The 12,376-nt window shown below is 67.2% G+C and carries 12 protein-coding genes and 1 pseudogene; all 13 read left to right on the top strand.

Going from position 1 to position 12,376, the window contains the following annotated elements; translation table 11 throughout:
* Nucleotides 1-239: pseudogene (locus tag SY1_RS04290) on the top strand (hypothetical protein); the annotation flags it as partial.
* A gap of 148 nt (nt 240-387) precedes the next feature.
* The gene (gene mreB, locus SY1_RS04285; protein WP_015556295.1) at nt 388-1,434 is read left to right on the top strand and encodes a rod shape-determining protein; all 1,047 of its coding nucleotides are present in this window, start codon (nt 388-390) and stop codon (nt 1,432-1,434) included.
* Between the two features lie 214 nt (nt 1,435-1,648).
* The gene (locus tag SY1_RS04280) at nt 1,649-2,455 is read left to right on the top strand and encodes a flagellar hook-basal body protein (RefSeq protein WP_208872810.1); all 807 of its coding nucleotides are present in this window, start codon (nt 1,649-1,651) and stop codon (nt 2,453-2,455) included.
* A gap of 62 nt (nt 2,456-2,517) precedes the next feature.
* Entirely contained in the window at nt 2,518-3,324 is an 807-nt protein-coding gene (flgG, locus tag SY1_RS04275; RefSeq protein ID WP_015556294.1) for a flagellar basal-body rod protein FlgG, read from the top strand.
* 150 nt (nt 3,325-3,474) lie between these two features.
* Nucleotides 3,475-4,329 (top strand): flagellar basal body P-ring formation chaperone FlgA, encoded by an 855-nt coding sequence (flgA, locus tag SY1_RS04270; protein WP_208872808.1) that lies wholly within the window; start codon nt 3,475-3,477, stop codon nt 4,327-4,329.
* A complete protein-coding gene (locus SY1_RS04265) occupies nt 4,326-4,928 on the top strand; it encodes a flagellar basal body L-ring protein FlgH (protein ID WP_015556293.1) in 603 nt (200 codons plus the stop codon). Before flgA ends, SY1_RS04265 begins: the two co-directional genes overlap by 4 nt.
* 13 nt (nt 4,929-4,941) lie before the next feature.
* On the top strand, nt 4,942-6,084 hold the full coding sequence (locus SY1_RS04260; protein ID WP_015556292.1) for a flagellar basal body P-ring protein FlgI: 1,143 nt from the start codon (nt 4,942-4,944) through the stop codon (nt 6,082-6,084).
* A 14-nt stretch (nt 6,085-6,098) separates the two neighbouring features.
* Nucleotides 6,099-6,500 carry a hypothetical protein gene (locus tag SY1_RS04255; RefSeq protein ID WP_015556291.1) on the top strand — a complete coding sequence of 134 codons (402 nt, stop codon included), beginning with the start codon at nt 6,099-6,101 and terminating at the stop codon, nt 6,498-6,500.
* Nucleotides 6,484-6,939, top strand: coding sequence for a YkgJ family cysteine cluster protein (locus SY1_RS04250; RefSeq protein ID WP_243440579.1), 456 nt, complete (start codon nt 6,484-6,486; stop codon nt 6,937-6,939). The genes SY1_RS04255 and SY1_RS04250 overlap by 17 nt, the downstream gene beginning before the upstream one ends.
* Before the next feature lie 194 nt (nt 6,940-7,133).
* Nucleotides 7,134-7,868 (top strand): MIP/aquaporin family protein, encoded by a 735-nt coding sequence (locus SY1_RS04245; RefSeq protein WP_015556290.1) that lies wholly within the window; start codon nt 7,134-7,136, stop codon nt 7,866-7,868.
* 112 nt (nt 7,869-7,980) lie between these two features.
* Complete coding sequence (gene glpK / locus SY1_RS04240) at nt 7,981-9,513, top strand: glycerol kinase GlpK (RefSeq protein ID WP_015556289.1); 1,533 nt, start codon at nt 7,981-7,983, stop codon at nt 9,511-9,513.
* A 129-nt stretch (nt 9,514-9,642) separates the two neighbouring features.
* Nucleotides 9,643-11,136 (top strand): NAD(P)/FAD-dependent oxidoreductase, encoded by a 1,494-nt coding sequence (locus SY1_RS04235; RefSeq protein ID WP_015556288.1) that lies wholly within the window; start codon nt 9,643-9,645, stop codon nt 11,134-11,136.
* On the top strand, nt 11,133-12,376 hold a 1,244-nt coding region (locus SY1_RS04230; RefSeq protein ID WP_208872806.1), incomplete at its 3' end, for an NAD(P)/FAD-dependent oxidoreductase. The genes SY1_RS04235 and SY1_RS04230, both read left to right, overlap by 4 nt.

The following is a 12,376-nucleotide window of genomic DNA, read 5'->3' as shown; positions in this document are numbered from 1 at the left end:
TGGTGCGCATCATCGCGGGCAGCGTCGATGCCGTGGCGCGGGGGGAACGCCCCCTGGCCTGGCTGGAGAGCCTGCTGCAGGGGGCGCCGCGAAAGGACGCGGCCATGACCGCCCCGGCCTGTGGGCTGTGGTTCTGGCGCGCGGCCTATCGGGAGATTCCGCTCCTGCCGCCCATGGGCGGAGAGGGCGCGTTCTTCGGCCCCTGGCCGTCCGACCTGAATGAGGACGAGGACGGATAGGGTTGGGAGCAGGGGCTTTGGCGTGCCCGTCGAACCTCCCCCGGAGCGGCCGGGCACGGCCGGCACCGTGATGGATGCACGAAATTTGAAGGATCGCGTTCCAACGAGGGAGCGCTTGTGAGGAGAGGACTCCCGAGGGGGTTAGGCGATGTTTGGGACGGATATCGGTATCGATCTGGGGACCGCGACGGTCCTGATCTACGAGAGGAAACACGGCGTCGTGCTGCGGGAGCCGTCGGTGGTGGCGGTGGATCAGGACACGGGCAACATCCTGGCCGTGGGTTACGAAGCGAAGAACATGGTGGGCCGCACGCCGGGGAGCATCGTCTCCGTGCGCCCGCTCCGCGACGGGGTGATCGCGAACTACTCCATGACCGAGGCGATGCTGCAGCACTTCATGCGCCGCGTGACGAAGGGATGGCAGCGTTTCTTCCGCAACCGCGTCATGATCTGCGTGCCGTCCGGCGCGACGGACGTGGAGCGGCGTGCCGTGCTGGAGGCGGCCCTCGAGGTGGGGGCCAGCGAGGCCTACCTCATCGAGGAGCCCATGGCCGCGGCCATCGGGGCGAGCCTCAACGTGGAGGAGGCCCGCGGCAAGATGCTGGTGGACATCGGCGGAGGGACGACGGACATCGCCGTGATCTCCCTGGGGGGTGTGGTCGTCTCGAAGTCCCTGCGCCTCGGCGGCGACAAGTTCGACGAAGGGATCATGCGCTACCTTCGCCGGCAGTACAACCTGGCGATCGGCGAGCAGACGGCAGAGAACCTAAAGATCATGATTGGCACCTGCGTCCCGCTGGAGGAGGACCAGCGCATGGTGATCAAGGGACGGGACCTGGTGCAGGGCCTGCCCCGCCAGGTCGAGGTGACCAGCTCCGCCGTCAACATGGCGATCGGCGAGATGGTCCAGACCCTTGTGGACGGCGTGAGGAACGTTTTGGAGCTAACGCCCCCGGAGCTTTCAGCCGACATCATAGACAGGGGCATCGTGCTGACCGGCGGCGGCTCCCTCCTGCGGGGCCTGCCGGAGCTGGTGGCCCAGCAGACGGGCATCAACTGCTTCACGGCGGAGAACCCGATGGAGTCGGTGGCCCTGGGGACGGGGCGGGCGCTGGCGGAGATCGACAGCCTGCGGAGCTCCGGCAGAAGCGGGATCCTGGTGAACCTCAAGAAGGGGCGCCGGCGTCGTTATTGACTTAGGGAAGCGCTGCTTAAAAAGTTGTTGAAAGCAATCAAGGAGCGTCAAACGAAGGGTATCCCTCAGCGCTTCCCTAAAATTTTAAAATGGGGCTACGCCCCAATCCCCACGCGCTTCGCGCGGTCTGATGGGGTTCCAGGCGCTAAGGGGAGACAATACGGTTGACAGTTCTCAACGACTTAGGCAATGTTTCCTTAGGGGGCGTGATCTTTTGAACCGAGGGCTCTACGCGGCCTGTTCCGCCATGTTGGTGCAGGAGACGAACCTGGACGTGACCACGAACAACCTGGCCAACGCGGACACGAGCGGCTACAGAAAGCGGGTTTCGACAAACGCGGAGTTCAGCGCCTACATGGACCGTCACGAGAAGGTCTCGGAGGACGCCGAGACGAAGATCATGACGGCGCCGCCCTTCACCATGAACTGGAAGGGCAGGCAGACGATCGGCACCCTGGCCCTGGCGACCGTCTACTCCGAGGACGTCACGGACATCCGGCCCGGCGTGGTGAAGACGACGGACGACCCCCTGGAGCTTGCCATCGACGGCGACGGCTTTTTCGCCGTGCAGGACAGCAGGGGCAACACCTTCTACACCCGCGCCGGCAACTTCACGCTGGATAGCGAGGGCGTCATCATCACGCACAACGGCATGACGCTCCAGGGCGAGGGCGGCGGCATCGAGGTGGGGCAGGCCACGAGCGTGTCCGTCACCCGGACGGGACAGGTCGTCGCGGACGGCGAGGCCGTGGGGGCCATTCCCCTCTACACCTTCCAGAACCCGACGTACCTGCGGCAGGCGGGGCAGAACCTCCTTCAGCCCACGGTGCAGTCCGGGGACCCGGAGGCCGTGGAAAACGCCCGCCTCATCTCGGCCGCGCTGGAGCAGTCGAACGTCAGCGTCGTCGAGGAGATGGTGCGGATGACCGAGGCCCAGAGGGCCTACGAGGCAGCCTCCAAGGCCCTGATGACCCACGACGAGCAGACGGGAAAGCTGATCACGTCCTACAGCAGAGGATAGCGGAGGACGATTCGGGAAGCGCCGCAGGGCGTTTCCGTGACCCGAAAAAGGGGGATGCAACGATGTTACGAGCGCTCTGGAGCAGCGCGTCCGGCATGATCGCCCAACAGACGAACCTGGACGTCGTCTCGCACAACCTCGCGAACGTCAACACGCAGGGGTACAAGAAGCGCAGGGCCGACTTCGAGGACCTGCTCTATCAGGTGTGGCGCGAGCCGGGGACGCCCGTGGAGCCGAACTCCACCGTGCCGACGGGCGTGCAGGTTGGGCTTGGAACGCGTGTCACCGCCACGCCGAGCTTCATGACGCAGGGCCACTTTCAGATCACGGACAACAAGATGGACTGGGCCATCGCAGGACAGACCATGGCGGGGGAGAACGCCTTCTTTCAGGTGACCCAGCAGGACGGCACGATCGCCTACACCCGCGCCGGCGCGTGGGAGATCGACGGCGACGGCCAGATCGTCAGCGAGGACGGGCTTTTGCTGGAGCCGGCCATGGTGGTCCCGGAGAACGCCACCTCCGTGCAGCTGACCCGGACGGGCCGCGTGATGGTGACGATCCCCGGCCAGACGGAGCCGCAAGAGATCGGCCAGCTGGAGCTGGCGCGCTTCATCAACCCCGCGGGGCTTCGGGCCCTGGGCGACCGCCTCTTCCTGGAGACGAGCGCGAGCGGCGCGCCCATCGTGGGGCAGCCGGGGCAGAACGGGATGCCCACGGTGCGCCAGGGCGTGCTGGAGATGTCCAACGTGCAGGTGGTGGAGGAGATGGTGGGCATGATCATCGCCCAGAGGGCCTACGAGGCGAACTCCAAGGGGATTCAGACGGCGGATGAGCTCCTGCGGATCGCCAACGGCTTGAAGCGCTAGCGCGGAGGGGACCGTGTCCTGTCCTTCAGGGCGGAGGCCTCTCCGCCTTTTTTTATCCGAGCGGCGTTTGGGAGCTGTCTTTCGGCCCTGTCCCTCCTCATCTGCCTCGCCCTGTGCGCCCCCGCGGCACAGGGGGCCCATGGCCTCAGCGTGCGCGTCACCCTTCCCGCCGTCCTCCACACGGCGGACAGCGCGTTCACGCTGGGGGAGGTGGCCGGGATCGAGGGGCCACAGGACGCGAAGGAGGCCCTGTCCGCCCTGCTCCTGTCCGAGGAGGGTGGAGTGCTCACGCGGGAGCAGGTGCTTCAGGCCATCCGGGCCAGCGGGCTTGAGGGCGTTCGTGTGGAGCTCACCATGCCCGCCGTGGTGCGGGTGGAGCCTTCGGGGGGCGAGGTCGGCGCCCCTCAGGCCCCCGCCCCCCGCTCTGACGTTTCCCTGTCATCTATGATAAAATCACTGGCAGGGTGGGACGGCGCGGTGGAGGTCGCCGCTTCGGGCCCCGTCCCGGCGGGACGCCTCGTGGCGCCGGCCTCGATGGTGCCGGGGACGCCGGCGGCGACCCTGCGGTTTCAGGACGAGGCGGGGCGGCTGCGCTCGCTGGCCGTGCGGATGACGTGGCGCCAGGACGTTCAGGTCGCGGCGCGGACCCTTCAGAGGGGGCGGCCGATCCGGCAGCAGGACCTCATGACGCGCCAGGTGCAGATCGCCCGTCCGGGCGTCTACGCCGAGCGGGCGGAGCAGGTTTTGGGCTTTATCCCGCGCCGGACCCTGAATCAGGGGGAGCCCGTTCTTCTGGAGCTCCTGACCTCTCCGACCCTCGTCAGGAAGGGACGGCCGGTGAAGGTGGTGGCCCGGCTGGCCGGCCTCACGGCGACGGCAGAGGGCGTGCTTCTGGACGACGGCGAGCCGGGGGACGTGGTCCGCGTGCGGCGGACGGACCGGAAGAACGCGGTTTTGGAAGCGCGAATCATTGATGAGAACACGGTGGAGGTGACGGTCCCATGAAGATTTGCTTTAGGCAGGGGAGGGGCGCTGCGCTCACGGCCCTTGCGCTCTGCGCCCTTTTGGGGACGTTCCTTGCCGGGGCGGCCGACGCCGCCTCGCTGTGGGACGACCGGACGAACTGGATCGTTGACGTGCGACCGGGGCGAGTGGGGGACGTGGTGACCGTCCTGGTGAACGAGAGGACGAACGCCAAGGACGAGGCGACGATGGACCTCAAGAAGTCCTCCAGCAATTCCGTCAGCGACGGGACGGGCATCCTGAAGTTCATTCGGGCTCTCTCCCTGACCAGCAAGAACAGCAGCGCCGGCGATGGCTCCTTCGAACGGAAGCACCACGCCACGGCCACGGTGGCCTGTCTTGTGACCGAGGTACTGCCGAACGGGAACCTGGTCATCGAGGGGACGCGCGACGTCCGCACGAGCGAGGAAACTTTGCAAATTCAGCTGGTGGGCGTCATCCGCCCCCAGGACGTCAACAGCGACAACCAGATCAACAGCTCTCTCGTGGCCAACGCGGAGCTGGCGGTCAAGGGGCGCGGCGCCATCGCCCGCACCCAGAAGCCGGGGATCATCTCACAGATCCTGCAGGCCGTGTTCTAAGGAGAAGCGGCGAATGAAGTGCTTTCGAGCTCTCGGTTTCGTCTTGGCGTGCCTCCTCGTCGGCCTGCAGACCGCGGGGGCGACGGCCTCCGTCAACCTTCAGGACATGGACTTCACCAAACTGCACCCCAGGGTCCGCATCAAGGACATCGCGGATATCGAGGGCGCACGGGACAACCAGCTGACGGGGGTCGGGCTGGTGACGGGCCTGCGGGGGACGGGTGACAACTCCGCCATGACGACCCACATGATGCGGAACATGATGCGCAACTTCGGCGTGACGCTGGCCCCGAACGAGGTAAAGACTCGAAACGTCGCGGTGGTTTCGCTGACGGCGACGCTTCCGCCCTACGCGCGTCCGGGGCAGAGGATCGACGTGAGCGTCAACGCCATCGGCAACGCTCAGAGCCTTCAGGGAGGGACCCTGATACAGGCCCCCCTTCACGCTGCGGATGGCAACGTCTATGCGGTGGCCCAAGGCTCCGTGCTGGTGGGGGGATGGGCGGCGGACGGAAGCTCCGCTTCGACGACGAAGAACGTCCCCACGGTGGGGCGCGTCCCCAGCGGGGCGATCGTGGAGAGGGATGTCCCCTCGGACTTCACCCTGGGGGGGCAGATGGCGCTTCTCCTGCGCGACCCGGATTTCACCACGGCTCAGCGCGTCGCCGACGCGATCAACCAGAAGTTCGGGGCCATCGCGTCCCCCGTGGACGCGGGGCGGGTGGCCGTCAACCTTCCGGGGCAATACCTGGCGGCTCCCACGGCCTTCCTCGCCAACGTGGAGCGGCTTGAGATCACGCCGGACATGGTGGCCAGGGTGGCCGTGAACGAGAGGACGGGGACGGTGGTGATGGGCGGCAACGTGCGCATCAGCTCGGTGGCGGTGGCGCACGGGAACCTGACCGTGTCCGTGAAGGACGACCCGAACGTCGTGCAGCCGGAGGCGTTCAGCGGCGGAGAGACGCGCGTTGAAATCCGGACGGACATCACGGTGAACGAGGACGGGGCCAGCATGATCGCGATGCCGGCCACCACGACGGTCCGCGACATGGTGCGCGTGCTGAACGCCATAGGGGCGACGCCGAGGGACATCATCACGATCCTTCAGGCGATCGACAAGGCGGGCGCGCTGCACGGCCAGCTGGTGAACATGTAGGAGGGGACGGGGAGATGACGATCGACGCCCTGCGGGAGAGCGCCTCCCGCGCGGGTCGCGCGCGGAGGACGGAGGTCGATCCGGAGGTCCACCGGTCGAAGGAGGCCGGGCGGCTCCGGGAGTCCTGCCAGCAGTTCGAGTCCATCCTGTGGGCGAAGCTGTGGAAGGAGATGCGGAACACGGCGCGCTCTTTCACCACCTCAAAGGACCGGCCCTGGAAGCAGATGGAGGACCTGTCGTTGGAGATGGCCTGCGACGAACTGGTGGAGAGGTCGGGAGGCGCGGGCCTGTGGAAGATGCTCTACGACAGCATGATCGAGCGCGTCGCCGCGGAACAGGAGCGGGAGCGAGCGGACGGCGAAGGGCAGGACGCCGGGGACGCGGAGGCCCCCGTCTCCTTTGACGCCCGCGCATGAGGCCCTGCCCTGGTGGAGCGAGGGCCTTCGCTTTGGGTGCTTCGGATGTGGCCGTTGCTGTCGCTGGGGGCCCGGAGCGGTTTTCTTTTCCGAGGAGGAGGGGCGTGCCGTCGTGGAGTTCCTCGGCATCGACCCCTCGGACTTCAAGCGCCGCTTCGTCACGATGCGGTGGGGAAGCCCCAGCTTCGCCGAGCGGTCGAACGGCCACTGCGTCTTCTACGATGCCGGGAGCGCGCGGTGCCTCATCTACGCGGTGCGGCCCGAACAGTGCCGCTCCTTCCCCTTCTGGCCGGAGCTCCTCCAGTCGCGCGCGGCGTGGGACGCCGAAGCCCGCCGTTGTCCCGGCATGAACGAGGGCCCGCTTCGCAGCGCGGCGGAGATCGAGGAATGGACCCGCAGCGCCCGAAATTGGCTTGCGGCGCGGGAGGGCGGCCGGTGACGGGATGACGTTAAAACTCTCGAAGCCAATTGACAGAAGTCCCCAAGTGTCCTACACTAAAATTGTCTGTGGATTCAAACTTAAGCCGTTGCTCTTGGAAGGTGTTTTCTTCGTTATGCTGTTGTGTGTTGTGGGAAGCCCGAGTTTTGGGCGGAGTTCGTCATGAACCGGCAGGTCATAAGGAGGAAATTGAGATGCAGTCTTGGTTGGGTCCTGTTTTTGGCGAGTTTTTCGGTACGTTGGTGCTCATCGTGTTCGGCGACGGCGACGTCGCGGCGACGGCGCTGAAGGGATCGAAGGGCGAGGGAGCGGGCTGGGTCCACGTGAACTGGGGCTGGGCATGGGCCGTCGTGATGGGCATCTTTGCCGCCCAGGCGACGGGATCGCCCCAGGCGGACATCAACCCTGCCGTCACCCTGGCGAAGTTCATGGCCGGGACCTACGCGGCGAACGAGGCCCTGGTGGTCATGGCCGCGCAGTTCGTCGGCGCTTTCCTTGGGGCGGTCATCGTCTACTTCGCCTATCTGAACCACTGGGAGGGGACGGCTCCGGACGCGCAGCTCGCCGTGTTCTGCACGGGGCCGGCCAGGAGGAATTACCCCTGCAACTTCCTGACGGAGGTCATCGCCACGTTCTTCCTGGTGACAGGCATCATGTGCATCTTCTCGAAGGGCGTCGGCGGGCAGGGCGGCTGGATGGGCGCCTTCATGGTGGGTGGCCTGATCTACGTCCTCGGCGCTGCGCTGGGCGGCCCCACGGGCTACTCCATGAACCCCGCGCGCGACTTTGGTCCCCGCGTGGCACACTTCGTCCTCCCGATGGCCGGCAAGCGCGATTCCGATTGGGGCTACGCCTGGGTTGGCACGATCGGCCCCTGGGCCGGTGCCGCCGTTGCGTTCTTCTTCTGCCGCGCTTTTGGGTTGATGTAGCGTTTTTCGGGGCCGGGGGCTTTTGTCCTCCGGCCCTCTTTCGTCCATGGAGGCCGGCTGCCGCACTCAACGGGGCGGGAGGTCGGTCCGTTTGCGTAAAGGAGGTTTTGTCATGTCGGAGAAGAAGTACGTGGCCGCGATCGACCAGGGCACGACCAGCACCCGATGCATGATCTTCAACAAGAAGGGCCTGCCCGTGTGCTCGGACCAGATGGAGCACGCGCAGATCTACCCCCATCCGGGCTGGGTCGAGCACGATCCGATGGAAATCTGGTCCCGCACCCAGGACGTCATCCGCAACGCGCTGGAGCGCGGCGGCATCTCACCGGCGGAGATCGCCGCCATCGGCATCACCAACCAGCGCGAAACGACGGTCGTGTGGGACAAGGCGACGGGCCGTCCCATCTATAACGCCATCGTGTGGCAGTGCGTGAGGACGCAGGACTTCTGTGCCCAGTGGCAGAAGATGCCCGGCTGGGAGCAGACCGTCACGGGCGAGGGCAAGGTGAAGGACCACACGGGGCTCCTGATCAACCCCTACTTCTCCGGGACCAAGATCAAGTGGATCCTGGATAACGTGCCCGGCGCGCGGGAGCGCGCGGAGCGCGGCGAACTGCTGTTCGGAAACACGGACTGCTGGCTGATCTGGAACCTCACGGGCGGTCCCAACGGCGGCGTGCACGTCACGGACGTGTCGAACGCCTCCCGAACCCTTCTGATGAACATCGAAACGCTGCAGTGGGACAAGGCCATGCTGGACTTCCTGGACGTCCCGGAGGCCATGCTGCCGAAGATCATGCCGTCGAGCGGCGTGTTCGGCATGACGGCGAAGAACGGGCCCTTCGGGGCGGAGATCCCCGTGTCGGGGGACCTGGGCGACCAGCAGGCGGCGCTCTTCGGGCAGGCGTGCCTCAAGAAGGGCGAGGCGAAGAACACCTACGGCACGGGCTGCTTCATGCTGATGAACATCGGGGAGAAACCCATCCAGTCCATGAACGGCCTCCTGACCACGGCGTTCTACAGCCGGGAACAGGGCAAGTGCGTCTACGCCCTCGAGGGGTCCATCGCCATCGCCGGAGCGGCCGTCCAGTGGCTGCGCGACAACCTGAAGCTCGTCGATGCCGCGCCGGACACGGAGTTCTTCGCCTCCAAGGTGGAGGATTCGGGCGGCGTCTACTTCGTCCCCGCCTTCTCCGGCCTCTTCGCGCCCCATTGGGACATGACCGCGCGGGGCGCCATCGTGGGACTCACGCGCTACGTCCAGAAGTCGCACATCATCCGCGCGACGCTCGAGAGCATCTGCTACCAGACCCGCGACGTCATCGACGCCATGCAGAAGGATTCGGGCGTCAACCTCACCAGCCTGAAGGTGGACGGGGGCGCTGTGAAGAACGACCTCCTGATGCAGATGCAGGCGGACATTTTGGGCGTCGAGGTGGTGCGCCCCGTCGTGAACGAGACGACGGCCCTCGGCGCCGCCTATGCCGCAGGCCTTGCCGTGGGCTTCTGGAAGGACGAGAACGAGATCCGGGCCAACTGGGCCGTCGACCGTAAGTTCGCCTCGCTGTCGCTGCCGGAGAAGCGCGAGAAGATGTACGCCGGCTGGAAGAAGGCCGTGGAGAAGTCCCGCGGCTGGACGGAGTAGGTCGGCTCCGGCTGTCCCGCGCCGCCGGCCGCTTCCTGCGCGGCAAATGAAGGTCAACGAACGGGCAGCCCGCTCAACCCTGGGCTGCCCGCCTTTGTAGCACAGGCAATGTGGGGAGGGGGTAACACAATGTCCCGCGAAGAGTTTGACGTCGCCATCATAGGCGGGGGCGTCGTGGGGGCGAGCCTGGCGCGCGAGCTCACCCGCTGGAGGGTGCGCGTCGTCGTCCTGGACAGGGCAGCGGAGCTGCCGTCGGGAGCCAGCCGCGCCAACAGCTCCATGATCCACGGCGGCTTTGACGATTCGCCGAACACCCTGAAGGCGCGCTTCTGTCCGGAGGGGAACCGCATGTACCACGCGCTGAAGGACGAGCTGGACTTCCACCTGGACGAGTGCGGTTCCTACGTCTGCGCCTTCGACGACAAGGACATGGCGCACCTGGAGAAGCTCCTGGTGCAGGGCAGGGCGAACGGGGTCCCCGGACTGGAGATCGTGACGAGGGAGAGGCTGCGCGGGAACGAGCCTAACGTTTCACCCGACGTCAAGGCGGCTCTGTGGTCGCCGACGGCGGCCATCGTCAACAACTTTGAGGCGGTCGTGGCCTTTATGGAGAGCGCGAAGATCAACGGCGCCGTCCTTCGGCTCGAAACGCGGGTTACGGGCCTGATGCTGGACGACCGGGGGGAGGTGCGGGGCGTTGAAACGGACCGCGGCCCCGTGTACGTCCCGATCGTGGTCAACGCCGCGGGGGTTCACTCCGAGGAGGTCGCCTCCTGGGCGGGCGAGCCGGACTTCCACATCACACCGACCCGCGGCGAGTACTTCCTGCTGGACCGCACGGCGGGGGACTTCGTCACGAGCTTTCTCTTCGCCTGCCCGTCGGAACGGGGCAAGGGCGTCACCGTGGCCCGCACGGCGGAGGGCAACCTGCTGGCGGGCCCCACCGCCACGGTCCAGAAGGACAGGGACGACACCGCGACGACCCCGGAAGGACTGGCGCAGGTGCTGGAGGGGGCGCGGCGCCTCGTGCCCAACTTCCCCGTGAACCTGAACATCACCACCTTCGCCGGCGTCCGGGCCAACACGGACACGGGGGACTTCGTCATCGAGGCGCTGAAGGCGCCCCGCGGCTTCGTGAACGTGGCGGGGATCAAGTCGCCGGGTTTCACGTCGGCCCCGGCCATCGCCGTCCACGTGGCGGAGATGATCCGCGCGGAGCTGGGGGACCGAGCGTCGTTTGAGCCCAACCCCCATTTCGTTCCGGAGCGGCGCGGCATCCCCCGGTTTGCGGAGCTCCCGATGGAGGAGCGCGCACGGCTGGCGAGGGAGGACCCCGCCTGGGGACAGATCGTCTGCCGCTGCGAGACGGTGACGGAGGCTCAGGTGCTGGAGGCCATCCGGCGCGGCGCGCGGACCGTTGCGGCCGTCAAGATATGGACCCGCGCGGGGGCGGGCCGCTGCCAGGGCGGCTTCTGCTGCCCGCGGGTGGCGGAGATACTGGCGCGGGAGCTTCAAATCCCCTTGACCGAGGTCACGCGGCACGGCGGGAACTCCCGGCTCCTGCTGGGCGGGGCGAAGGAGTTCCTTCTCGACGAGGGGCGAGGAGAGGAGGCGCGGTCATGAACGGCAAGGACAGGATCGACGTCCTGATCGTGGGGGCGGGACCGGCCGGCATCGCGGCGGGGATCGGGGCGCGCCGGGCCGGCGCGGAGCGCGTCGTCGTGGCCGAGCGGGACTGGGACCTTGGCGGCATCCTTCAGCAGTGCATCCATCCGGGCTTCGGGCTGCGCACGTTCAAGGAGGAGCTGACGGGGCCGGAGTACATGCACCGCTTCGTTCAACAGGCACGGGAGGCGGGGGTGGAGTTCCTCACCAACACGATGGTCTTTCGGATGGACCCGGACGGGGGGCTCTGGACGATGAACCGGGAGCGCGGGATCGAGCGCCTGACGGCGGGCGCGGTGGTGCTGGCCATGGGATGCCGCGAGCGCCCTCTGGGGGCCATCCGCGTTCCGGGCACCCGACCCGCCGGGATCTACACCGCCGGAACGGCACAACGCTTCGTCAACATGGAGGGCGGGATGCCGGGCAGGCGGGCGGTCATCCTGGGGTCGGGGGATATCGGCCTGATCATGGCCCGCCGCATGGTGTGGGAGGGCGCGTCCGTCGAGGGGGTCTACGAGGTCATGTCCTGGGCGGGTGGCCTGAGGCGCAACATCGCGCAGTGCCTCGACGACTACGGCATCCCCTTCCACCTGGAGACGACGGTGACCCGCGTGCACGGCCACGACCGCCTGGAGGGGGTGACGGTGGCGAAGGTGGACGAACGCCGCGCGCCCATCCCCGACACCGAACGATTCGTCCCCTGCGACACGCTCCTGCTGGCCGTGGGGCTCATCCCGGAGAACGAGCTCTCGCGCATGGCGGGCCTCGCGATCCACCCCGTCACGGGTGGCCCCGTGGTGAACGACCTGCTGCAGACCAGCCGCCCCTCCGTCTTTGCGGCGGGCAACGTGTCGATCGTCTACGACCTCGTGGACAACGTGAGCGACGAGGGGCTGAGGGCCGGGGAGAACGCGGCGCGCTACGCCCGCGGCGAGCTGTCCGCGGCGCGGGCCATTCCAGTGCGCGGCGGCGAAAACGTCCGCCTCTTCCTGCCCCAGTGCGTGACGGGGGAGACGGACGTCACGATCTACATGCGCGTCACCCACCCCATCGAGGGAGCGTGTCAGGTAACGGCGGAGCCGGGGCTGTTCTCCCGGCGCCTGCGCTACGCCCGCCCCGGAGAGATGTGCGAGGCGCACATTGAGGCGCAGCGGGTCCGCGCGGCGAACCCCGAAGAGATCGTGGTGGACGTCCAGCC

The sequence above is a fragment of the Fretibacterium fastidiosum genome (assembly GCF_000210715.1).
GTDB lineage: Bacteria > Synergistota > Synergistia > Synergistales > Aminobacteriaceae > Fretibacterium > Fretibacterium fastidiosum.
Note: the sequence above shows the minus strand (reverse complement) of the source record. Positions and strands in the feature narration are given on the sequence as shown.

Coding starts and splice junctions, on each gene's coding strand:
- flgG (WP_015556294.1), top strand. CDS start 2,518: ATGTTACGAGCGCTCTGGAGCAGCGCGTCCGGCATGATCGCCCAACAG.
- glpK (WP_015556289.1), top strand. CDS start 7,981: ATGTCGGAGAAGAAGTACGTGGCCGCGATCGACCAGGGCACGACCAGC.
- mreB (WP_015556295.1), top strand. CDS start 388: ATGTTTGGGACGGATATCGGTATCGATCTGGGGACCGCGACGGTCCTG.
- SY1_RS04260 (WP_015556292.1), top strand. CDS start 4,942: ATGAAGTGCTTTCGAGCTCTCGGTTTCGTCTTGGCGTGCCTCCTCGTC.
- SY1_RS04255 (WP_015556291.1), top strand. CDS start 6,099: ATGACGATCGACGCCCTGCGGGAGAGCGCCTCCCGCGCGGGTCGCGCG.
- SY1_RS04235 (WP_015556288.1), top strand. CDS start 9,643: ATGTCCCGCGAAGAGTTTGACGTCGCCATCATAGGCGGGGGCGTCGTG.
- SY1_RS04245 (WP_015556290.1), top strand. CDS start 7,134: ATGCAGTCTTGGTTGGGTCCTGTTTTTGGCGAGTTTTTCGGTACGTTG.
- SY1_RS04265 (WP_015556293.1), top strand. CDS start 4,326: ATGAAGATTTGCTTTAGGCAGGGGAGGGGCGCTGCGCTCACGGCCCTT.